We start from the raw sequence: 21984 nt of genomic DNA, 5'->3' as shown, positions 1-21984 counted from the left end.
CCCGGTCTTCCCGCAAGGACGAGGCCGCCTTGCGGGAAGACCGGGTCGGCCGGCCCGACCGGTCAGACGGCGTGTGCGCCGGGCATAGTGGTCGAGTTGGTCCAGCGCTTGTTGGTGTCGTTGACCTCCATTTCGACGGAGGTGAGCTCCACCTTGAACGGGATGCCGGGGCGGCCGCCGACCTTGACGAGGAACCTGCCCCGTCCTGGGGGCTCGCTGTCCCGGTTCATGTCGGGGTTCCAGGAGGGCGGCGTCGACCAGTCGACGATCATGCGTTCCTCGACGGACGACATCCGGACCACCTCGTTCACCATGGGCATCTCCGCCTGCGGCAACCCGCCGCAGATCACCATGCCGGCACGTTCGGCGAAGCCCCTGGCCTTCATCCGGTCGGCCTGATCGGCCAGTGACAGCAGGTCGGCCATGGTGTGCGTGATCATCACCTGGCCCGCGCCGCGCTGCCGGTTGAGGCGGGTGAGGGCGTCGACCCGGTCCACCAGGCCGCGTCCGGACCGCAGGACCCGCCACAACTCGTCCAGGACGACGAAGAAGTGCCGCCGCGGCGCCAGCCCCTCGTCGGCCAGCGCGTGCGCGGCCTCCACCGCGCCGAACCCGTCCGACCAGCAGGCCAGCAGGACGGCCGCCTGGAGTTCGGCGTCGGCGTCGTCGATCCCGCTGATGTCGATGCAGACGCCGCCCGGATTGTTCAGGTCGATCGCGGTGGTGGTGTGCCGCGAGAACGCCTCCCCCATCGGGCCGTCCAGCACTCCGAGCAGCGAGGCGTGCAGCGGGTCGACGGCCGCGCGGTACCGCGCGTCGTCCCCGCGGGCGAGGGTCACGGAGCGCAGCCGCTCCGGTCCCTCGTCGATCACCCTGATGAGGTCCGGCAGGACGGGCACGCCGGGGTGACGCTCGTCCAGCACTCGCAGGGCAGCGTTGAGGACGGTGCGCTCGGTGTCGGCGATCGGGCCGCCGCGCAGGACCGTCAGCAGCGCGGCGACCATGTTCAGCCGCCGGCCGTGCGCGTCCGCGACCAGTTTGACCCGCGCCTGCTCCGGAAGCATGGCCGCGGCGGCGGCCGTCGCTCCGGGATCGAGCACGTTCAACGCCCCGAGGCCGCGGCCGAGCTTGATGATCTGCCCGCCCATCGCCCGGATCAGGTCGACGTAGTCGGGCTTGAGGTCGCCGAGGACCATGGGGAACACGCCCTGCCCGACGAGTCCCAGCAGCATCCGGCGAATCATGGTCGACTTGCCCAGCCCTGGCTTGCCGAGCACAAGTGCCGACGGGTTGTGGATGAGGTTGGCGCGCTGGAACCACGAGATCGGATCGCAGCACAGGGCCGCCCCCGTGGTCAGCTCCCGGCCGAGCGGCACACCGATCATCGGCGTTCCCGACCCGGCCCCGAACGGCCACATCCCGCACACCTGGACGGTGGTCCCGCGCCACTCCGAAGGCATCTCCACGTAGGAGGCGCGCCCTCCGCCGCGGCGGCTGAAGCCCCTGAAACCGGGTTTCGGCTCGGCCTTGCCGGACTTCTTCGTGTCCTTGCCGGGCTTCTCCGCGTCCTTGCCCGGCTTCGTCTTGCCCCTGCTCACATGGACTCCCTCACCAGCGCGGGGACCTGAAGGTGATCGGGCAGGACGACGCCCAGCGGGAGAGCCGCCGCGAACGCCGACGACTGCGCCCCGTACATCCGCCGCAACCGCAGGCGCGCCGGGGCCGAGAGCGTGTCGACGGCCGCCGCGGCGACCGACAGTTCCTCGGCCGAACGGACGGTGGCGGTGACGAGGACGGTGAACCGGGTCACCCCCGCGCCCCGGGCCTCCTCAATGGCCGACTGATCGCTCTTCATGACGTCGATCTCGTTCCGCGCCGCGCTGGTGTTTCCGTCGAGACGGAAGCGCGTGTCCTTGCGGTCCCGTTCCACGATCCGGGCCGCGGAGGCCGGATCGTGCGGCCGGTAGAGAAAGGTGACGCGCTTGCGCGCGATGTCATGGTGCGGGGCCACCAGACCGGTCATCACGTTGGACAGCACCTCGCCGCGCGGCGCCTCCGTCATGCCCCAGGTGATGGAATGGCCGCTGTCGTGGACGTAGTGGTCCCACGCTTCCTGCGCCGCGGCCGGTCCTGCGTCCTCCCAGGGCGCTTCCGCATTCTCGGCGGCGTCCAGGTTCGACTGCGCGCCGGGGTCGTAGGCGAGCCGCACGGCGCGGGCGAGCTGGGCGGCGGTCATCGGGCGAGCGGCCCCGGCGCCGGTCATCTCCAACCCCGAGATCAGCCCGGGGATGCGCATCCCGATCTCCCGCACCATGGCGTCCTGGTCGCGGCGCTTGCCTCCGGCATGCGGTAGGGCCCCATAGGTGACGGCGATGCGGGTGGAGACCCGTGCGCTGCCCACGGGGTAGTTCCAGACGATCTCTTCCAGGGCCGCCCGGGCCAGCGCCGGAGCGTTCGGATCGGTGTGGGAGTGGATCTCTTCCCGGAGGCGATGGCCGAGGTCGGGGGCGGTCTCGATAGTGACGCTCGCGCCGACCAGACCCGGTTCGTAGCCCAGCGAGGCCAGCCAGTGTCCCCAGTGGGAGACCCACGCGTCGACCTGCCTCTGATCGACCAGCGCCGCCCCGTCGGCGTTGCACTCGAACACAACGGTGTAGTGCCGGGTGGACGGGATCACGACCAGGGCGAACGGCCGCCCGTAGGAGTCACGGCCTTCCACCAGCCGGGACGCGGCGAGCAGCCCCGGCAGCCGGCACGACCCGAACGGGATGACGCTCAGCGGCCCCGAACGGTAGAGATGCCAGCCCTGCGAACGACCCCACCACCAGTTCAACCGGGCCGTGGCCGACTGGAGCGCGGTCCGCCCGTGCTGGTCCTGGATGACCAGCGGAAGCATGGCCAGCCCCAGCAGCACCGCACTGATCAGGGCGGCCAGCGTCGACACCATGGCCATCATGGTGACGACGATGAGCCCCACCATGAGGATCAGGGTGCCGGCCAGGCCCAGCCGCCCGATTCCCGGGGAGACCGGTTTACGCCAGTTTCCGTACGTGGGCTCGTGATACTCGGATGCCATTTCCGCTCACCTCATTCCTTTGACCTAGCTAGCGCCGCTCGGGCCTCTCACCTGGTTGAGGGCGCTGCGCAGCGATGGGACTTCCTGCTTGTACTGGTCACCCCCGCTGGCGATGGCCCCACCGCTCGGGTGTTTGTATTCATTGATGGCAGCCGCAAGGCTTGGACGCTGGAAATCGGAGTCGAACTTGGGAGTCGACTCATATGAGTCGCGCTCGTACGGAGGAACGGACTGTGGAAGCGAAAGTCCGGAGGTGCCGCCAGAGGCGGGCTCCGCGCCCGAGGGGCCGCCGACCTGCGGGCCGCCCACGCCCGCGCCTCCCCGCTGACCATTCGCGCCACCGTTGAGACCTCCGGGAGGAGTGCTCCCCGGAACGTGGCCAGTGCCTCCGCCCAGGACGGCACCCGAAGAAGGAGCAGGGCTCGAAGTAGCACCGGAAGCAGCGACCCCGGGCGAAGCCCGCCTGCCCGTTCCCGGGGTGCCTCCACCCGGGGTGCCTCCACCCGGGGTGCCTCCACCCGTGGCGCCTCCACCCGAGGTACCTCCACCCGAGGTACCTCCAACCGTGGTACCTCCACCCGAGGTACCTCCAACCGGGCCGCGGCCACCCGAGGTACCTCCACCCGGGGTGCCTCCACCCGAGGTACCTCCAACCGTGGCGCCTCCACCCGGGGCACCGCCACGCGTGGCACCGACACCAGCGAGACGGCCGCCTGGGGCGGTAGCCGCCCCGCCAGGATTCGCTCTACGATTGTTGATGTAGTCCGTCATGCCAGACCAGATGCCGTTCCGCTTGCCGGCGTTCACAGCGGTGCCCCCGAACATGAAGTGACCGACCTGACGCGGGCTGAAGAAATTGTTGTCGTCCCTGACCGCGGGCATGATGGCAGAGAAGACCGCCGGTAGCGCGAACACCATTCCAACGATAAAAGCCATGCCGGCGTATTGATCTGCCTTATAATCGGACTGCATTAGTTGCTGGCCCGCAGCCGCGCCTGTCGCAGCGACTGGACCGTATGCCCACCACGAGACCAGCCACCCCAGAGCCCTTTTATAGGCGTATTCTCCGTATGAGGTGAACCGCGACGCGGCAAGTACGGGCAGCAGCCCTACCAACACCACCATCGCAGCGGACCGAAAGAGCATCAGCCCCCACTGGATGATCGATGAGATCAGCACGAAGAACCCGAAGATACCGAAGAGCAGCATACTGCCGGTCGCCTGAAAGGCATTCATTTCACTGACCCACTGGTTGGCCCAGTTCGAATCCTTCGGCGCCGATTGCGTCAGGATCCAAGTGGAATATTTATCGCCCGCAATAGATGCCAGTTGCACCACCGTGGCAAGCATAAGGACAATTATGGCCAACTCGAAGAAATTCGAGAACGCCGCACGAAAAGGCTCGCCTTTGCGCTGTATGGCAGCACGGAGGGCAGCCATGATGAACCCGGCGAACGCCATGAGCGTGGCCAGCCAGTTAGTGTGCGTTCGCAGAAAATAGAGAACACCCCCGGCCCCTTTTTCGTCGGCAAAATTCTGATTGTAGGAGCCTCCGATCCACCAGCTCATCAGCATCTGGAAGGCTTCCATCGCTCCACGCATGATGAGCATGAGCGCGGAGAGAAGAAGATCACCAGGACCGTACATACCGCCCATTAGACCTCCGCATGTTGCGAAAATAGCATCACGAGTACGCTCGACCCGGGGGAGGCATGCTTCCGCTTCAGAGTGGATCGAACAGGAGAGAGACGAGCCCCATCACCAATCCGGAGCCGACTACCAGGCACGCGAGCATCACCCAGCCCAGACCGGCGGCATGGGCGCCGACCTCGCCCCTCTTATGCTTGAGTGCCATGTTGCCGCCGACCAGCATGAGTCCGATCATGCACGCACCCAGAGCGAACCAGACCAACCAGCCATTCAATACCCTGAGCGGATCGGCTACTTCTGAGGCCTTATCCGCGTGGCCGCGCAGTTTGAGCGTCTCCTCGGGCCTGTCACTGATGGATTTTTCAGGACCCCCTTTAGGAGGCGGGAGCACGTCCGGCTTTTCGGTGGAGAGAAAATTTTGGCACGGATCCAGCCCAGCGATGGTGTCCGTTATGTTTTCGCAAAGCTCTTTCGTGCTGCTCTCGCCCGTACCAGCTTCGCAGTACTTTTTCGCTTGACCCTTGATCAGGTCACAAGGACTGTCTCCGCCCTGGCATTTGACGAGTTCCTCGCCCTCGAAATTGTCTCCGCAGTAACCTTCATTTCGGTCCGCCTTGGGCCACTTGGCGGTGTTGCTGGTGTTGCAGTAGCCCATCCCCTTACTCGAACCCAAGCAGATCTTGAATTTATATTGGACATTATCGAGCAGCTTGTATCCGTTGTCGGGCTCGTCACATGCGCCGTCCTTACCCGCGCGCATGGTGGCCACCTGTTTTTCGCCTATGTAAACGTAGCCGCGCACGTAATGGCTATCCGGCTCGATATCGCACGTTCTCACCCGACCGGTTCCGGGGTGTATTTGCAGCCTGCCGCCGGGGTCGGGGTCCACGGTCTTGATGTAATCCGTCTTTTCCCAGTCCACGTCCAGCGGCACCGCAAGGCCGACGGCTGCCACCCGCTGCGTCTGTCCCGCCGGGGCCGGCCCGCCAGGGACCGGCCCACCCATCTCCGGAACGGGACCACGAGGAAGGGCGATCGCGCACAGGATGATGCCCAGCCCGAGGATCACAGCGGGCAGCCCGAATACGCCTCGAAGCACCGGGCTCCGAGAGCGGGCCACACGCGCGAAACCAGAGGACCTCGTCATCAGACCGCAGCGAACTTCTCGACGATGAGGACTGCAGAACCGATGATGGCGCAGGCGAATGACACGATGGCCAGACTCGCTATGTGCCCGCCTCCCTCACCCCTCTTGTGCTGGATTCCCATTCTGGCGCCGACGAGCATGAACCCCGCCACGCAACAGAAAAAGGCACCCCACTTGGCCCAGCCGAGGAGTATCTGAAACTTGTCGGCTCCCGGCGGGGCCGTGCTTTCGTCGGGCTTGGGAACAGGAGCCAGAGCGACCACATGGTGCGCCAGATCGGCCGTCCACGAGATCATCGCGTCAAGCATGTGCGTCCTCCGAGATGATGCGATTGAGGTCTTGGGCCAGCCGCGCGTATGCGGACGGCAGTCTGACCTGCTCCGGGGGGTCGCCGAGGCGCAGGGCCTCGACCCAGGGAAGCTCCCAGACCTGCGGTACGCCTCCGGAAATGAGGCGCAGCAGGTCCTTCAGGGGCTTCGGCAGTTTTCCGGGGGCATCGGCGATGGCCACCAGCCCCAGCAGTCGCACGTTCGGCAGTACACCCGCGGCCCACTGCCCGGCGGCGGCCTGGGCCGCGCGGAGGCCGGCGGCGTGGGTGCGCGCCACAAGGATCACCGGGGCCTGCCCGGGCGGGTCGGGAGCCGGCCAGTACCGTCCGGTGCTCCTGCCGAAGGGGATGAGCGCGGCCAGCGTGGAGGCGCCGGCTCCCCCGTGGCATGAGGAGATCCAGAGGGCGGGGCCGGGGCCGCTGTACCCGGCGAGACCCAGCGAACTCGTCGGCGGCGGCGCCAGCCGGGCGGGTGTGACCGCCCGCGCGTGGAACCGGCCGCCGCGGACGTCACCCGGCCGGGGAGCGCCGGCGACCGCGTTCGGCGGGCCCTCGGGAGCGGCCGTCCACTGCGCCGCGTCCGTCACTTGCATGATTGTTGAGCCCCCTCTCCGAATGGGTCGCTCGCCGGTCGATACCGAGCCGACGAGGCGAGCACCTTTCCGAGCACACCTCTGCCATGCGGTGAACCGTCCGCGCATCCAGATGATCGTCAACCGCGGCGGGCAAGAAATTCCGCGCGGTCGTGGGACGGCCCGCTCAACTGCCGCTTTCCGCGCCGGCGGCTGGCGGCGAGCGTGTTCGTCCGCACAGTCGGAGGTGGAGGGCGTCGCGTTTCGAGAGGTCGCGGATCCGGCGTGAAGCTCCTCAGGGGAGGGAAATCGGTATGGCAGCGGACGACACTTCCGTCAAGGGAACGGACTTCTGGGCGACGCTCGGCACTGAACCGGAGACCGGCGAGGCGCCGACCCTGCCGGACAGTCGGGACAAGCTCGTCGCCGGGCGCCCCCGCAAGCGTTCCCCGCGACCGGCCGAGCGGCCCGGACCTCCTGCGGAGGAGGCGGGCGACCGGCCCTCGGAGGAGGACCCTTCCCGTCCTTCGCCGCAGGTCACCCGGCATGCCACGGTGCAGTTTCCGGCGCCGGGACCGGAGGAGCGCGAGGAGTCGGCGGCGCCGGTGGAGCAGGAGGAGTCAGTGAAGCCAGTGGAGCAGGAGGAGCGGGTGGAGCAGGACGAGCGGGAGGCGCCGCAGCCGATCCGGCCGGTCGCCGCGCGGGCGGCCGAGGCGGTGGCGGAGCCGGAGGGCCCGCAGGCGCCCCCGGACTGGGTCGCCGCCGAGGAGATCGCCCGTTCGCTCGAGCCGCGGCTCTTCGAGATCTGGACAGAGGCCCTCACCCGGCACACCGGCGGGGACGAGGCCATGGCGGGCCGCGTCTACGACGTGCTCAGCGGCTGCCACCTGCTCGGCGAGCTGTGGCGGGACGAGAGCGTCGACGAGGTGCACGTCCACGGCACCGAGGTGACCGTCTGCGGCCGGAACGGCATGCACCGGGTCGCCGGATTTCCCGACCTCGGCACGGCTCAGCGTGCCGTGGAGGCCTTCCGGGCGAAACAGGGCGCCCAGGGCGCCGTCGTGTCACGGGTCGGCGAGGCCGTGGTCGTGAGCCGCACCCCGCCGCCGGGCCCCACCGCGGACTGGCTCCTCGCCGGCGGCGTCCTCACCGAGGACCAGCTCTCGCAGGTCGCGATGGCGCTGCGGCACATGCGCACGGTGACCGTGACCGGCCCCGCCGCGCGGATCGTGGTGCGTGCGCTCGCCTCCCTGATACCGGCGGGCAGCCGGGTCTTCCTCGGCTCGTACGTGACACTGCCCGCCGGCTGCGTCACCGCGGCGTCCCCGATGGAGGCCGACTACGTGGTCGGTGTCCGGCCGGGCGCGCTGGCCGAGGACATGGCGACCGAGGGCCAGGTGGGCGCGCTGATCGCCAATCCCGCGACGCGCGTCCGGGCGGCGATCAGGCTCGCGGTCTCCGGGCCGTCCGCGAACCCGGGCGAGGTCAGCCAGATACCGTGAGCGCGCGCCGGCTCACTTCCCCCGGCCCGTCCGCGCCCGCCGTGTCAGGCGGGACGGCCGGGCCGACCAGAGCGGTGCGCGCGGGTCCGACCACCATGCCAGGCGGCGAAGCGGTGAGCTGGAGCGTCGCAGGCCCGCGGCCAGGGCGCGGACCTGCGCGGAGGCGAACGCGGCGTCCTGCCGGGTGACCGGGCCGCCGAAGCCCGCCGCGTCCACCTGCGCGGCCAGCCGCCGCAGCGGTCCGGGCGCGGTGCCCGGCAGCCGCGCCGCGAGGAGCGCCGACACGTCGGCCGTGGTGGCGGACGCGGGCAGGGTGAGGCCCGCGAGCCGCATCGCCACCAGCAGCTCCGTCCAGGCGGACAGGATCCGCTCGCGCGCCGCGCCCTGCAGCGACCTGCGCTGAGCCCGCAGCCGCAGCAGCGGCACCATCGTCAGGAAGAGCAGGAGCAGGACCAGCGGCGGGACGGCCAGGACGGCGTACCCTCCGCCGTCTCCCGGCGGCGCCTCGCCGCCGCGCGCGCCGGTGCCCGCCTGGTCGCCGGCGCCGTCGTCGCGGTAGGTGCCGTCGTCCGTCGTCCGGTCTCCCGGCCGCGGTGTCGGGGCCGCGGCCGAGCGCTTGCGCGGGTTGGGGTCGTAGGAGACCCAGCCCACGCCCTCGTAGTAGATCTCGCCCCAGGCCACCGCGTCGCCGCTGCGGACCGTCGTGCCGTCGTGGGCAGGTCCGAACCCGACCACCACCCGGCTCGGCAGCCCGGCGGCCCGGGCGAGGACCGCGAACGCGCTGGCAAATTGCTCGGAGGTGGCGCCGCCGCCCCGGCGGCCCGGCGGGACCAGCAGCTTGCCGAGCCTGGCGTAGCCGTGCCCGCCCGGGACGCCCGGCCGGAAGGTGTAGGAGTCGCGCAGGTACTCGGCGATCCGCGACGCCCGCTGGTGCGGGCCGCCGTCGCCGGCCGCCTTCCGCGCGATCTCGTCCAGGCGGGCCGGGGCACCGGGCGGGAGGCGCAGGTAGCGCTCGAAACCGGTTCCGGAGGCGGCCATGGCGTCGGTGCCCCGCCATCCGGTCCAGTCGGGGACGGTCCCGCTCGCCGTGTACGAGTGCCCCGCCACCGGGCCGTTCAGGGACAGCAGCGTGCCGGAGCCCGCGTCGTGGCCGACCGCCATCCCGTCCACCCGGGTGGGGATGCCGGGGACCGGCAGCCAGTCGCCGGGCAGGTTCTGGACCTTCACCTGAACCGTGCTCCGGGTCGTCCGCGGCGGGACGGTCTCGGCGGGCGGCAGGGTCGGACCCGCCGGGGTGTAGGTGGCGTCGGGAATCCACATCGTTCCGGTGAACTCCGCGAGCGCGACCCAGCGCAGCGGCGTCCGCCCGCCCGACACCGTCATCAGCGGCAGATCGGGCGCGGCCGACCATTCCGACAGGTAGGCCATCGGGTTGCGGACCTCGCGCGGCTTGTCGGGGAGCTCGCCCTGCCTGCGCGGATCGGACGCCCGTACCGGCCAGGACTCCAGCATGCCGGGCGCGGCGACCGCCGCGCCGATCCCTGGAAGGGCCACGGCGCAGGCCACCGCCGTCCCCGCCGCGGCGACGCGCGGAAGGGGCCGCCGCCGCGCGCGCGCCGCCTCCGGGGCCCGTACCTGGACGGTGAAGCCCGCAGCTGCGGAGTCGGGGGCGTCGGGCGGGGCAGAGGCCAGCACCAGCGCGGCGGCCCCGGCCAGCAGTGCCGCCGACCAGTACCCGGCCCCGGCCGTCTCCGGGTTGAGCGCGGCGGCCCCGGCCAGGAGCACCGCACCGGGCAGCAGCGCGGGCAGGACGCGGCCGTCGCGGCGCAGCACGGTCGCGATCGCTCCGGCGAGCCAGACCGCCAGCAGGGGGAACGCCAGCAGGTCCACGGTCGCCGGGGGGTGCGGCGCCGTGGTCAGGATGCGGGCCCCCGAGTGCAGCAGGGCGTCCACCGCCCCGGGCACCGGCTCCCGCACCGGCCCGGGAGCCCGGGCGGCCACCACGACGAGCCCGATGGCGGCCACGGGGAGCCCGGCGAGCACCGCGATGGGCCCGAGGCCGCGCAGCAGCCGGTGCGCCGCCGACGTGACGGCCACCGCCGCGATCGCGGTGCAGGCCAGCACGGCCGCCACCGGTGCCGGCCGCTCGTACCCGGCGGCGAGGAGCGGCGACGACGCCGCCGCGGCCAGGGTCACCGCGGCGGCGGCGAGCAGGGCCCGTCCCCGGTTCACCGCGTCCACCAGCGGCTCCGGTTCCAGCCGGCGGCGAAGGCCTCCGCCGTGTCCGCCTGCAGCAGCCGCACGCCGGGAGGCGCGGCGGGCGGCTGCGCGCCGGACGCGGGGCCCACCAGCGCGACCAGCGACAGGACGCGCCTCGTGGCGAGGGCGTCCATCGCGGCGGCGATGTCCGCTGGGGTCGCCCGGGCGGACAGCAGGACGACCGCGCGGCCGCTGCCCGCGCGCAGCCGCGCGCAGGCGGCGGTGAAGTCGGCGTCGGGGCGGGACGTCGCCTCGGCGAGCAGGTCCAGGTGCGCGGTGACGCCGGCGGACGGGGGCGAGTACCCGCCGCCCGCCAGCCGCAGCTCGACCGGGAGGTCCGGGCCGGACACCACGATCGAGGCCGCCGCCTCGGCGAGGGCGTCCAGCTCCGCCCGGCCGTGGCGGTCGTCGACGAGCACGGTGACGCCGGGCCGGGCCGAGTCGGCGTTCTCGCGCACCATCAGGCGCCCGCGGCGGGCCGAGGTGCGCCAGTGGATCCGGCGGACGTCGTCGCCCGGCGCGAGTTCGCGCAGCCCCGCGAAGGAGCCCTCGGTCGCCCGGGTCGCCGCCGAGGAGGTGTCCCGCCCGCCGCCGCCGGCCGCGGGCAGGACGGTGAGCTCGTGGTGGCGGGGATGCACGAGGAGCCGCACGGTCTCGTCGCCGGCCGTCCGGGCGGCCCGTGCGAGGCCCAGCGGGTCGGTGCGGACGAGGTCGAGCGGGCCGACGTCGAGGAAGCCCCGCCGCTGCGCGGACAGCTCGTAGCGGATCCGGGCGCGGGCCGGGCCGAGCGGGAGGACGAGCGTCCCGGCCGGCCCGGTGACGCGTTCGGCGGCGGTCACGCGTCCCTCGCCGGGGCCGTCCGATTCGACGATGACGGTGACGGACTCGCCGGCGCGCACCCGCGTGGCCGTGACACGGCGGCGCACCCGCGCCGGGCGGGGCGGCCTGGCCAGCGCCATGGCGAGGCCGACGGTGGGGAACACGAGCGCACCCAGCGCGCCCGGCGCCAGGTAGCCCAGGCCGAGACCGCCGCCCGCGAGGACGGCCCCGGAGGCGACCAGCCCCCAGCCGCGGCGGGTGAGCCGAGTCGTGCCGCCTGCCATCGGTCTAGCGCCGGTTCTCGTGCGGCCCCGGTACCGGTACCTCGGCCAGGACCTCGTCCAGCAGCACGGCGCTCTCCTCCGCGGTGGCGATGCCCGCCAGAGGTACCAGCCGGTGCCCCCACACGGGCCCGACCAGGGCCCTGACGTCGTCGGGGGTGACGTACACGCGGCCGTCGGCCAGCGCGTACATGCGCGCCGCCCGGCACAGAGCGATGGACGCGCGCATCGACACCCCGGCCCGCAGCCGCGTGTGCCGGCGGGTCCGCTGGGCCAGCCGCAACACGTAGTCGTACACCGGGTCGGCGAAGATGACCTGTTCGGCGACGGCGTTCAGGCGCGCCACCTCCGTGCCGTCCAGCACCGGCTCCAGGGTCTCCGGATCGGCCGGGGCCGCGTTGCGCATCAGCGACAGCTCCGCCTCCTCCCCCGGGTACCCCAGCGACAGCCGCATCAGGAACCGGTCGAGCTGGGCCTCCGGGAGCGGGAACGTGCCCTCCAGGTCGACGGGGTTCTGCGTGGCGACCACCAGGAACGGCCGGGGCACCGGGTGCGCGGTCCCGTCCACGGTCACCTGCCGCTCCTGCATGACCTCCAGCAGGGCCGACTGCGTCTTGGGCGAGGTCCGGTTGATCTCGTCCACGATGAGGACGTTGGCGAAGACGGGGCCGGAGTGGAACTCGAACTCCCGGGTCCGCTCGTTGAAGATCGTCACACCGGTGATGTCGGACGGCAGCAGGTCGGGAGTGCACTGCACGCGGCGGACCGACCCGCCGGTCACCGCCGCCAGCGCGCGGGCCAGCGTGGTCTTGCCCATGCCGGGCAGGTCCTCCAGCAGGACGTGCCCGCCCGTGGCGAACGCGGTGAGGATCAGCCGCACCGTCGCGGGGGCGCTGTGCGCGACCCTGCCGACGCCCGCCGCCATCCGCGCGAAGGCGTCGGCGGCCAGCATCGCGTCCTCGCCGTTGATCGCGCCGGCCTCGGCCACAGTGGTGCTCACGTTCGGTCCTTCCTCATGTCAGCCGCAGTTGCCCCAGCCGCTGGAGGCGCTGGCGCCGGACGCGCCACCGGAGACGCGGACGCAGACGCCTGACGCCGACACGTACACCGGGCCGGCGTAGTACTTGAACGTGCCGGAGTCGCTACCGACCTCGCCGCCCTTCTGCTCCACCAGCCGGACGAAGACGCTCGTGCCCTTGCCGACGTTCGCGGTCTTCATCGTGACCGCGCAGTTCTTCTTGGTGCTGGAGCTGTAGAGCTGGTAGACCCGCCCGCCGGTGAACGAGATCGACCGCTGCACGACGTAGTTGCCGCCCGAACCGGAGTTGCAGACCTGCTGCGGCGTGTACGGGTTGCGGGTGGCGGTCGGCTTCGGCGTGGGCTTGGGCTTCGGCTTGGAGGTGGTCGGCCGGGGCGTGGGCTTCCTGGTCGGGGTCGTCGGCGTGGAGGGCCTGGTCGTGGTGGGTCTGGTGGAGGGCCTCGTGGTGGACGGCCTCGTGGACGGCCGGGTGGACGGCCGCGTGGTCGACGGCCCCGGCGCCGGTGCGGTCGACGGAGAGCGCGTGGCGGGCGTCTCCGGTTCCCGGCTCTGCGGCGGGACGGGCGGCCTGGGCGCGGACGGGGCGGTCGTCCGGGGCGAGCGCGGTGCCGGCGGCGTCACCGGGTCCGGCCCGGTGGGCGGCTCGACGGGCGCCTGGGTCGGGTTCGGGAAGATCGGGTCGATGGTCGGCGCCGGAATCAGCGGCGGGCTGTCCTCGCCGCCGCCCGGCGCGACCGGGCGGTCGCCGCCCTTGCCCGGCCCGGTCGGGTACTTGCCGACCGGGCGGGCCCGGCCGTCGGGCCCGACGACCTGCGCGTCCGGGCTTCCCGGCGCGTTGACGAACAGGTTGTTCTCGCGGACCTGCAGCTCCAGGTCGCCGCGTCCGGACGGCATGTTCAGCACGCCGGTCTGGCGGCCGGCCTGGTCGAACACCTGGACCTGGCCGGTCTCCCGGACGGGCACGTAGACCTTGCCGGCGAACGGCACGGCGGGTTCCTGGACGGGGGCGCGCAGCGGGAAGGCCCCGACCTCGCCGGCCTCGCCCACGTCGTCCAGCGTGACGACCTTGCCGGCATTGGGAACGGTGATCGCGGCCAGGGCGCCGTGGGTGCGCTCGGGCACCATCGCGCCCGCGAGCGGGACCGGCGCCGTGAGCCGCCGGACGTCGTCGCCGGTCGCGACCACGAGGTCGTCGCCGCTGCGGTCGATCACCAGCGCGCCCTGGTCGAGCACGGTCACCGCGAGGTCGTGCCCGGGCTCGGCGGCCTCCTTGGTCACGGCGACCTCGGCGCCCTTGGCGGAGACCTTCAGCGCGACGACGGTCCCCTGCGCGGGCACCGCCGCCCACAGCCGTCCGGCGGCGTCGAACTCGCCGCCGACCAGCGGCCCCGGCAGTCGCAGGACGGGGCCCACGGGGCGCAGCGTGGCGGGGTCCAGCGCCCGCACCGCGCCGGTGGTGCGCTCGATCAGGGCGGCGGCGGTGGCGCTCACCACCAGGTGGGGGTCGCCGCGGGTGCCGACGTCCAGCCGACCCGACAGCCCGAGGCCGCTCAGGTCGAGCGAGGACACGCGCCCGGTCTCCAGATCGTGGATGAGCAGGTGCTGGTCGTCCTGGGTGACCTTGACCCGGTGGCCGCGGGCGCCGGGCACCTCGCGGCGCCCCTGCACCTGGCCGTTGCCGGGGTCGACCAGCGCCGCCTCGCCCGTCATCCGGCTCCACAGCCAGGCGCTGCCGTCGGAGGCCTCGAGGGCGTAACCGATGCGGCCGCTGCCGAGCAGCGTCGCCGCCAGCGCCACGGTGACCAGGACGGCCGCGCCCCAGCCACCGACGCGCACCCGGGCCTTCAGCCCGGTCGCCTTCCGCTCTTCAGGAGGCGCCTCTTCAGTTCCCACCCGCGATTCACCCCGCGTCGTCACATCGCACCAGAGGTTCCACGACTGACTGTCCGGAGGAACGGGCGATGCGCACGACCGAATCTTGTGACGGTCGGGTGAACCGCCGATCCGGTATGGCCATATCGTCACTTGCCCGCACTGTCTCTACTACCCGCACTGTCCCTACTAGCGAGAGGCACGGGCCGAGGCCGGTCCGGCCGATCACCAGAGCGCCGAGGACAACGTGATGACTACCGCGCCGAACCTTGTCGTGACGGGCGACGCCGGCCTGTCGCAGAAGCTGCGCGAGACGGGGCGATTCCCGGCCGTGTTCGACGTCGCCTCCGCGACCGAGCTGCGGGAGCTCTCCAAGAGCGGCAGGGTGCGGCCACCGGCCGCGTTCCTGTTCACGCCGGGCTTCGACGAGGACATCCCCGAGACCCGGGTCCCCGACCTGGCCAACGGGCTGGCGGCCGGCGGGTTCACCGTGCTCGTCCACGGTTTCTTCAGCGAACGCGGCGACCGGTTCGTCGAGGACGTGGTCACGAGCGCGCGGCCGATGAGCCTGTCGGACCTGCTGGCGGCCCTCGGCGTCGCCCGTCCGGCGAGCCCCGCGCCACCCGGCCTGGAGTCCGCGCCCGACCTGCATCCCGAGCCTCCTCCGGAACCTTGGGAGTCCCAGGAGGTCGAGCAGGTCCAGGAGGTCGGGCAGGTCCAGGAGGTCGGGCAGGTCCAGGAGGTCGGGCAGGTCCAGGAGGTCGGGCAGGTCCAGGAGGTCGGGGAGGTCCGGGTCCAGGACTTCCACGTCCAGGAGTTCCCGGTCGTCCGGGACGTTCGGGACCCCCAGGAGACGCCGCCCGGGGACGGCGCGCCGGAGTTCATCGATGCGCTTGAGGAGAGCGCGCCCCCGGCCCCCGCGCCGCCCACCGTGGTGGAACAGCCGCTGGAGCCCGCATGGGAGAAGGCATCACCAGAGCCGGAATCCGAGACCTGGGCTCAGCCGGCATCCGAACCCGAACCCGGATCCGCGACCTGGACACAACCCGCGCCGGAACCGGACCAGGCCGTCTGGCCCCCGCAGGCGGCGCCCGAGCCCGAGACCTGGACTCGACCTCCGGCGGAGCCCGACCAGGCCGGCTGGCCCCAGACCGCCCCGGCGCCCGAGCCCGACCCGATGGCCTGGACCCAGCCCCCGCCGGAGCCCGACCACGCCGGCTGGCCCCAGACCACGCCGGCACCTCCGGCTCCGCATCCCCGCGATCGCGGCCGAAGCGGCCGGAGGGGCGTGCTGATGGCCCTGGTGGTGGTCGTGGTCATCGCGGTCGGAATCGGCGCGGCCGGCCTGATAGGCGGGGACTGGTCGGACGAAGGGCGCACCCAGGCGGGCTCCTCGCCGGAGCCCTCACCGACGAAGGCCGCGCCGCCGCCGGAGTCGGCGAAGCCGCAGTCCTCGCAAGCCGCTCCGCCTCCCGCGCCCAAGTCCCCCAAGGCCCCCTCGTCCACCCCGACGGCGGTGCGCCCGGTCAAGCAGTACACGCCCGGCGCGCTGCGGATCGTGGACGGCCGGATCTCGATCCAGGTCACCTGGCAGGACCGCAGCGGGGGCCGGGCCTCGCACTACGTGGTCGGCGGGCCGACGGGACGTCCGCCCACGACGCTGGCCAGCACACCGCCGGGGACCACGAAGGTCGAGGTCACCGCGCTGAACCCGGGCGTGGACTACTGCCTGACCGTCGTCGCCGTCGTGGACGTCGACCGGGTCGCCCAGGCCAAGCCGGTCTGCACCCACCGCGTCAAGCGGAGCGGCTGAACCGCCCGGCCCCGGTGGCCCGGCGGGCGCGGCGGGCGGGGTCCTCGCCGCGATCAGTGCTCGGTGAGCGCGGAGATGACCTGCTTCAGCTCGCTGAGCTCGAAGGGCTTGCCGAGTACGCGCGTCCGGACGCCGTCGTCAAGGTCGCCGGACGCCTGCGCGGCCGCCGTCAGCACCAGCACCGGCACCTGCGCGGTGCGGGAGTCGAGGCGCATGCGGGCCAGCAGATCGGCGCCGTCCATGTCGGGGAGCATGCGGTCCAGGATGAGCAGCTCGGGGCGGCGGGGGTCGTTGAGCTCCGTCCAGCCGTCCTCGCCGCATTCGGTGACGACCGGGTCGTGGCCCTCGCGTTCCAGGATCACGCGGAGCAGCTCACCGACCCTGGAGTCCTCGACGATCAGCACCCGCACCTGCTGCTCCACCGCCCGGCACCGTCCGACTCGTACGGCCGGAGAGCCTACCAGCATCCGCGCACGGGCCTCCGGCCGTGTCCGCCCACGGTCGGCCATAGCGCAAGCGGGACGGCTCCACCACTCACTTGACGATGAATTGATCTTGGAGTCTTCGTCGGATATACCATTGACACGTGGCACGAGTACTCGTCGTCGACGACGATCCGCGGCTGGTCAAGGTCGTCGCCAGCCTGCTGCGCAGGCACGGCCACCAGGTGGAGTCGGTGCCCAACGGCGAACTGGCCCGCCAGGTGCTGCGCCGCGGCGACGTCGACATCATCCTGCTGGACGTCAACCTTCCCGACATCAACGGCATGTCGCTGATCCTCCAGTTGCGCGAGGAGGACGACACCACCCCGGTCATCCTGCTGACCGTCCGCTCGGAGGCGCAGGACCAGGCGCTCGGGCTGCAACTCGGCGGGGACGACTACGTCCCGAAGCCGTTCAACCCCGAGGTGCTGCTCGCCCGCATCGAGGCCGTGCTGCGGCGCAGCGCGGCGGGCGCTTCGCCGGGGGCCGAGGAGGCGCACGGCGACACGATGAAGATCGATTCCGTGCTCATCGACTTCGCCCGGCGGCAGGTGACCAGGGACGGGGCCGCGGTGCGGCTGGCGCCGCTGGAGTACGCCCTGCTGGAGTTCCTGGCGATCAACCGTGGCCGGGCGGTGTCGAAGGAGGAGCTCATGCTGCGCGTGTGGGGCACCAGCCGCGGCGTGTCCCGGACGCTCGCCGAGCACATCTCCCGGCTGCGCCGCAAGCTCGGCGACGACCTGATCGTCACCCGCAGCGGCTACGGGTACCTCATCCCGGCGCCTCGGCGGGATCGCGCAGCCACAACTCCGTGACGAGGGCGTCCCGCTCCTCCAGCCGGGACCACACCTGGTGGCCGTGCGCCTGCATGGTCGACCGCCAGCGCGCCAGCCCGAGGTCCTCGCCGATCCCGCCGCCGACCCGGGTCGGCCACGGCAGCCCGACCTGCGCCCGCGCCCCGTCCAGGTCGCAGCGCTCGGGGCGCCGGGGCACCGAGCGCACGGTGTGCACCGCGAACGCCCCGTGCCGCCGTACCGACACCTCCTGGGAGCCCAGCCCGCCGAGCAGCACGTCATGGGTGCGCATCGTGTCGGCCACGATCATGCTCTTGCACTCCTCGGGCCGGCGCACGCCGCCGATGTCCTTGAGGAGCTGGCCGAGGCCCGTGATCGCCGAGCCGAGCATCCGCACGTCCTCGCCCGGCTGCGCTTCGGCCGGCTGCGCCTCGGCCGTCTCGCCGACCAGCTCCGCCGTCACCGAGGCGATGGTGAGCTCGATCGCCATCCGGTGGGCGAACCCCCGGAGGAACCGGTCGTGCCACCGGTCCACCCCCGCCAGCTCGGGATGGTCGAACGTCACGGCGGACGCCCGCGTCAGCGGCACCGCCAGGACCGATCCAAGCGTGAACGGGGACTGCCACGTCAGCGCCTGGCCCGCCGCGACGAGCGCGTCCCGGTCCGGGGGCGACCCGTCGCCGCACTCCAGGTCCTCGACCCCGGTCGGCGGGGAGCCCGTACGCGCGTGCACGAGGACCGGAAGCGCCGGCCCCGCGTACCTCAACACGTGCGACCGGACGGCGACTCGGGGGCGGCGGGGCGGAGCTCCGCCCGCCCGCCGGATGCGGCGTTCGGGGTCACCGTCGCGCTGACGAGCCGAGGCTCCAGACCGAGATACCTCGGAATCGTTGACACCGTCTTGTTCCTCTCATCCGCAACCTGCGCGTCCCAGCGTCGCTGATCCACCCCACTCCGATGGCGCGAGCCCTCTCCCTCTAACGTCCGTGCGCGCGCGGATCGGCAAGCCCGCAACCGGACTTCGTCCCTCGAAGTTCGCCCTGCACGCGCACGGTGTTCACAACGAGCGGACACGGATCGTACAACGATGCCTCCGCGACCTTGCCAACCGACGTCGATCCCCGGATCTTCCCGAGCCGCGCCCCCGCGCCGAAGACCTCGCCGACGCCCTTCACCGCCGGCGGCACGCTCACACCGTGCCCGCGACGGGCCCCTTGAGCTTGGCCAACGCCTTCTGCTGGATCTGCCGGACGCCCTCACGGGACAACCCGAGTTGCTCACCGAGGATGCGGAGCGACTGCTCCCGGCCGCCGTCCAAGCCGAACCGCCGCGTCAGCACGTACCGCTCACGGGCGTCGAGGCGCGGCAGCCCCTCGGTGAGGAGGGCGCGCAGGTGGAAGCGGACCAGCACCTCCTCCTCCAGGTTCAGGGACGGGTCGGTCAGCCGGTCCTCCCAGGCGACGACGTCCTCGTCCTGCCCCCGGTGCGGCGACTGCAGGCTCTCCAGCCGGGCCGGGGCCAGGACCCGGCGGACCTGCGCCTCGGTCACCCCGGCCCGCCCGGCGATGTCGGCGTAGTCCACCGGGGTGTCGGCGCCGTGCTCCTCGATGAACCCGCGCTCCGCCGCGAGGATGGCCGGACGCTTCTCGAAGTCGCCGAGGGTGAGGTTGGCGTGGTCGGCGTCCCGGACCGCCCGCAGCACCTCCCGCTGGATCGGCTTGAACGCCCAGCTGGAGAACGACCCGCGCGCCGGATCGTAGGAGGAGATGGCCCAGAGCAACCCCACCTTGCCGGCGCTCTCGAAGTCCTCGCTGTGCTCGACGGACCTGGTGGTGAACATGGCGACGTACTGGCGGACGAGCCCGTAGTTGGCGGTCAGGATCTCGTAGGTGAGGTCGTCGAAGTCGCGCTCGGCCTTGCGCAACGCGACCTCCGCCGACGTGTCGCCGGAACCCGCGTCGATCCGTGCCCGCAACTCCGTGATCTGGCCGTGGAGCTCCTTGCGGCGCGCGAAGAGAGCGTCGTTGCGGGCGCGGAACTCGTCCGCGGCGGCACGCTTCTCATCGGCCGGCTGCGCGTTGTCCATCAAACTCTCCAGCTCGTGGCACAGAAGATCTCCGACGCGACCATGACCGAAACAAGGCCTGTCAGGAGACCATCGTTGACTTGTTTCCGCGGTTTCCGCACCCCGCGGGACGGCCCGCCACCCGGGCGGTGCCCGGCACCGCGCCGGCGGCCCGGCGAACCCGCAGGTCAGCGACTCACGCCGCGGACGCCCGCGGCGGCCGGCCCGCCGCGCACTCGTTGGCAAGAAGTTGATCTCGCGGGGATCGCTCGTTGGATCGTTGGTGCTCGCGCATTGCCGTTCCGGTGCGCACCCCCGTCCGGTCGCTCACCGGTCGGTGGTCGCGGACTCTCCGGGAGCCGGGATGAGGTACCCGTAGCCGCTCTGGGTGGAGATCAGTCCATCACCGAGTTTGCGGCGCAGCCGGGAGACGTGCTCGGTGAGGGTGCGGGAGGCACCCCGGCCGGTGCCCCACACGCTCTGCATGAGCTCCTCCTTGGACACCGCTCTCCCGCGGTTGGTCGCGAGGACCTCCAGGACGGCGTACTCCAGCGGGGTCAGGCGCACGGGGACCCCGTCCCGGAGCACCTGCCGGGCGGTGAGGTCGATGACGACCGGCGGGATCTCCAGCTGCTCGCTCTGCCGGCGCGCGGGGCGCCCGGCGGCGCCCCGCGCGCTGCGCCGCAGCACGGCCTGGATCCGGGCGAGCAGCAACTCGGGATTGAAGGGCTTCACGATGTAGTCGTCACCGCCGAGCCGCAGCCCGAGCGCCTGGTCCTGCACCTCGGTGCGGACCGTCAGCAGGATGACCGGAGTGGTGTCGCCCTCCTCGCGGAGCTGGTGCAGCAGGGAGATGCCGTTGACGTCGGGCAGGTTCACGTCCAGCAGGACGATGTCGATGTCGCCCCCGCGCAGGACCTGGCGGGCCAGCTTCCCGTTGGGCACGGACTCGACCTGGTGGTTCCGCTTCCACAACAGGCTCGCGACCACCTTCACCAGTCGCGGGTCGTCATCTACCACGAGCACCCGTGCCACGAGATCATCCTATAGGCGCCGAAATCAGGCACCGACCCCGGCACCGGGCCCGGACCCGCGATCGGCCGGCCCGACCAGGTCCTACGGGGAACCGGGCGGCGGGCCCTCGGCGCGGTCGGGGCCTTCGGCGAGTCTGCGGCGGCGGAACTCGCGCGGCATCTCGCCGTAGCGGCTCTTGAAGGCCGAGGAGAACCAGGCGGGCGTGAGGCCGACGCGGGCGGCGATCTCGCCGATGCCCAGCTCGGCCGAGGCCGGGTCCTGGAGGAGGTCCCGGGCGGCGCGCAGCGTCTCCTCATGGCGCAGGTCGCGATAGGTGGTGCCGACCTGGTTGAGGGCGTTGCGCAGCTGGCGCGGCGACCAGCCGAGCTCGCGCGCCACGCTGTCGAGCGGCAGTTTGCCGGAGCCGATCCGCTGCCGCACGTGCTGCCGGACGACCTGGGCGACCTCGGCGAGGTGGCCTTCCGACGGTTTCATGTCCTTGAGCACGACCATGCAGAACAGCTCGGTGATCCGATTGCACACCGCGTGGAATTCCAGGTCGGACAGGTTGCCCTGTTCGGCGTGGGTGCTCGCGACCAGCGCCCTGATGATCCGGCCCAGACCGTTGTTCAGATCGAGGACGAGGCACAGCGGGGCGGACGACTTCACGTGGTTGTCGATCTCCGGGCGCGGCACCTGGAACGCGTACGCCTTGGACTGCGGGACGGAGAGCACGCAGGACTCGTCCAGGCCCATCACGGAGGCCTGCCCCGGCACGGTCCGTGTCTCGCCCTGGCCGCGACTGACGGTGTAGACGCCGTGCTCCGGCCCCACGATCCAGTAGATCTCGTCGGCCGGGAACCTCCGGACGTGCGAAGGCGTGCGCGCGGCGAGCCGGTCGCCGACCTGGTCCCAGTGCAGCAGCCGGTAGCCGCCGCTTTCCTGGACGGTGAGGTCGGCGTGCCAGTCCCCGGGCCGGAAACGGTGGTCCATCGGCAGCATGCTGTCGGAGAGATCGCGGTAGGTCTCGGTGCTGTCGGTGGTCCAGGAGTGATACCTCATGGGCCTCCCTTCACTGTCGCCCCGCTCGTCGCCATTGACTGAGCTCCCCCGCGGCCGGTCCCGGCTGGCATGCCGGCCCGGCCGGACTTCGGTTTTCGTGACGCCTGTCTTTCGGTTCGGGGCAGGATCCCCGAGCAGCCCTGTCCCGGATGAACCGCGACCGACGATACTCGGTGATCGATGGCCGAGGCCGAGTCCGGCCGGTCCGC

19 protein-coding genes are annotated in these 21984 nt (G+C 72.0%); 3 read left to right on the top strand and 16 right to left on the bottom strand.

Going from position 1 to position 21984, the window contains the following annotated elements; all coding sequences use genetic code 11:
• Nucleotides 1–62: 62 nt before the first annotated feature.
• The 6 genes from HUT06_RS05350 to HUT06_RS05325 form a co-directional block, all read right to left on the bottom strand.
• On the bottom strand, nt 63–1598 hold the full coding sequence (locus HUT06_RS05350; protein ID WP_176194684.1) for an ATP/GTP-binding protein: 1536 nt from the start codon (nt 1596–1598) through the stop codon (nt 63–65).
• Nucleotides 1595–3076, bottom strand: a complete 1482-nt coding sequence (locus HUT06_RS05345; protein WP_176194683.1) for an SCO6880 family protein — start codon at nt 3074–3076, stop codon at nt 1595–1597. The genes HUT06_RS05350 and HUT06_RS05345 overlap by 4 nt, the downstream gene beginning before the upstream one ends.
• Before the next feature lie 24 nt (nt 3077–3100).
• Nucleotides 3101–4732, bottom strand: a complete 1632-nt coding sequence (locus tag HUT06_RS05340) for a hypothetical protein (RefSeq protein WP_176194682.1) — start codon at nt 4730–4732, stop codon at nt 3101–3103.
• 67 nt (nt 4733–4799) lie between these two features.
• Nucleotides 4800–5795: a hypothetical protein gene (locus HUT06_RS05335; RefSeq protein WP_176194681.1), complete on the bottom strand. Its 996-nt coding sequence runs from the start codon at nt 5793–5795 to the stop codon at nt 4800–4802.
• Between the two features lie 77 nt (nt 5796–5872).
• The gene (locus HUT06_RS05330) at nt 5873–6181 is read right to left on the bottom strand and encodes a hypothetical protein (protein ID WP_176194680.1); all 309 of its coding nucleotides are present in this window, start codon (nt 6179–6181) and stop codon (nt 5873–5875) included.
• Entirely contained in the window at nt 6174–6788 is a 615-nt protein-coding gene (locus HUT06_RS05325; RefSeq protein ID WP_176194679.1) for a DUF6668 family protein, read from the bottom strand. The genes HUT06_RS05330 and HUT06_RS05325 overlap by 8 nt, the downstream gene beginning before the upstream one ends.
• Before the next feature lie 299 nt (nt 6789–7087).
• Here HUT06_RS05325 and HUT06_RS05320 point away from each other — a divergent pair, with 299 nt between their 5' ends.
• Entirely contained in the window at nt 7088–8275 is a 1188-nt protein-coding gene (locus HUT06_RS05320; protein WP_176194678.1) for a hypothetical protein, read from the top strand.
• 12 nt (nt 8276–8287) lie between these two features.
• Here the strand turns inward: HUT06_RS05320 and HUT06_RS05315 are convergent, their stop codons facing one another.
• Genes HUT06_RS05315 through HUT06_RS05300 form a run of 4 tightly spaced genes read right to left on the bottom strand, consistent with a single transcriptional unit; the run spans nt 8288 to nt 14566 of the window.
• Nucleotides 8288–10516 (bottom strand): transglutaminase-like domain-containing protein, encoded by a 2229-nt coding sequence (locus HUT06_RS05315; protein ID WP_176194677.1) that lies wholly within the window; start codon nt 10514–10516, stop codon nt 8288–8290.
• Nucleotides 10504–11637, bottom strand: a complete 1134-nt coding sequence (locus HUT06_RS05310) for a DUF58 domain-containing protein (protein WP_176194676.1) — start codon at nt 11635–11637, stop codon at nt 10504–10506. The genes HUT06_RS05315 and HUT06_RS05310 overlap by 13 nt, the downstream gene beginning before the upstream one ends.
• 4 nt (nt 11638–11641) lie before the next feature.
• Nucleotides 11642–12634: a MoxR family ATPase gene (locus HUT06_RS05305; RefSeq protein WP_254714991.1), complete on the bottom strand. Its 993-nt coding sequence runs from the start codon at nt 12632–12634 to the stop codon at nt 11642–11644.
• Nucleotides 12635–12652: 18 nt separating this feature from the next.
• A complete protein-coding gene (locus HUT06_RS05300; protein WP_176194675.1) occupies nt 12653–14566 on the bottom strand; it encodes a hypothetical protein in 1914 nt (637 codons plus the stop codon).
• Nucleotides 14567–14795: 229 nt separating this feature from the next.
• Here HUT06_RS05300 and HUT06_RS05295 point away from each other — a divergent pair, with 229 nt between their 5' ends.
• Nucleotides 14796–16358: a hypothetical protein gene (locus tag HUT06_RS05295; protein ID WP_176194674.1), complete on the top strand. Its 1563-nt coding sequence runs from the start codon at nt 14796–14798 to the stop codon at nt 16356–16358.
• Between the two features lie 53 nt (nt 16359–16411).
• Here HUT06_RS05295 and HUT06_RS05290 read toward each other — a convergent pair whose 3' ends face one another.
• Nucleotides 16412–16780: a response regulator transcription factor gene (locus HUT06_RS05290; RefSeq protein ID WP_176194673.1), complete on the bottom strand. Its 369-nt coding sequence runs from the start codon at nt 16778–16780 to the stop codon at nt 16412–16414.
• Between the two features lie 164 nt (nt 16781–16944).
• Here HUT06_RS05290 and HUT06_RS05285 point away from each other — a divergent pair, with 164 nt between their 5' ends.
• Nucleotides 16945–17655: a response regulator transcription factor gene (locus HUT06_RS05285; protein WP_176194672.1), complete on the top strand. Its 711-nt coding sequence runs from the start codon at nt 16945–16947 to the stop codon at nt 17653–17655.
• On the opposite strand, the gene HUT06_RS05280 is transcribed toward HUT06_RS05285, so the two are convergent.
• From HUT06_RS05280 to HUT06_RS05260, 5 genes are all read right to left on the bottom strand, one after another.
• Nucleotides 17612–18367 carry a hypothetical protein gene (locus HUT06_RS05280; protein WP_176194671.1) on the bottom strand — a complete coding sequence of 252 codons (756 nt, stop codon included), beginning with the start codon at nt 18365–18367 and terminating at the stop codon, nt 17612–17614. The genes HUT06_RS05285 and HUT06_RS05280 overlap by 44 nt on opposite strands.
• A 244-nt stretch (nt 18368–18611) precedes the next feature.
• On the bottom strand, nt 18612–18821 hold the full coding sequence (locus HUT06_RS05275; protein WP_176194670.1) for a hypothetical protein: 210 nt from the start codon (nt 18819–18821) through the stop codon (nt 18612–18614).
• Nucleotides 18822–18823: 2 nt separating this feature from the next.
• A complete protein-coding gene (locus HUT06_RS05270) occupies nt 18824–19720 on the bottom strand; it encodes a sigma-70 family RNA polymerase sigma factor (protein WP_176194669.1) in 897 nt (298 codons plus the stop codon).
• Nucleotides 19721–20026: 306 nt separating this feature from the next.
• Nucleotides 20027–20734 (bottom strand): response regulator transcription factor, encoded by a 708-nt coding sequence (locus HUT06_RS05265; protein WP_176194668.1) that lies wholly within the window; start codon nt 20732–20734, stop codon nt 20027–20029.
• 81 nt (nt 20735–20815) lie between these two features.
• Complete coding sequence (locus HUT06_RS05260; RefSeq protein WP_176194667.1) at nt 20816–21775, bottom strand: AraC family transcriptional regulator; 960 nt, start codon at nt 21773–21775, stop codon at nt 20816–20818.
• Nucleotides 21776–21984 lie beyond the last annotated feature (209 nt).

The organism is Actinomadura sp. NAK00032, assembly GCF_013364275.1.
GTDB lineage: Bacteria > Actinomycetota > Actinomycetes > Streptosporangiales > Streptosporangiaceae > Spirillospora.
The sequence above is the reverse complement of the archived record's forward strand: the minus strand, read 5'-3'. Positions and strand labels throughout refer to the sequence as shown.

Coding starts and splice junctions, on each gene's coding strand:
- HUT06_RS05340 (WP_176194682.1), bottom strand. CDS start 4,732: ATGGGCGGTATGTACGGTCCTGGTGATCTTCTTCTCTCCGCGCTCATG.
- HUT06_RS05260 (WP_176194667.1), bottom strand. CDS start 21,775: ATGAGGTATCACTCCTGGACCACCGACAGCACCGAGACCTACCGCGAT.
- HUT06_RS05345 (WP_176194683.1), bottom strand. CDS start 3,076: ATGGCATCCGAGTATCACGAGCCCACGTACGGAAACTGGCGTAAACCG.
- HUT06_RS05330 (WP_176194680.1), bottom strand. CDS start 6,181: ATGCTTGACGCGATGATCTCGTGGACGGCCGATCTGGCGCACCATGTG.
- HUT06_RS05295 (WP_176194674.1), top strand. CDS start 14,796: ATGACTACCGCGCCGAACCTTGTCGTGACGGGCGACGCCGGCCTGTCG.
- HUT06_RS05320 (WP_176194678.1), top strand. CDS start 7,088: ATGGCAGCGGACGACACTTCCGTCAAGGGAACGGACTTCTGGGCGACG.
- HUT06_RS05270 (WP_176194669.1), bottom strand. CDS start 19,720: ATGGACAACGCGCAGCCGGCCGATGAGAAGCGTGCCGCCGCGGACGAG.
- HUT06_RS05310 (WP_176194676.1), bottom strand. CDS start 11,637: ATGGCAGGCGGCACGACTCGGCTCACCCGCCGCGGCTGGGGGCTGGTC.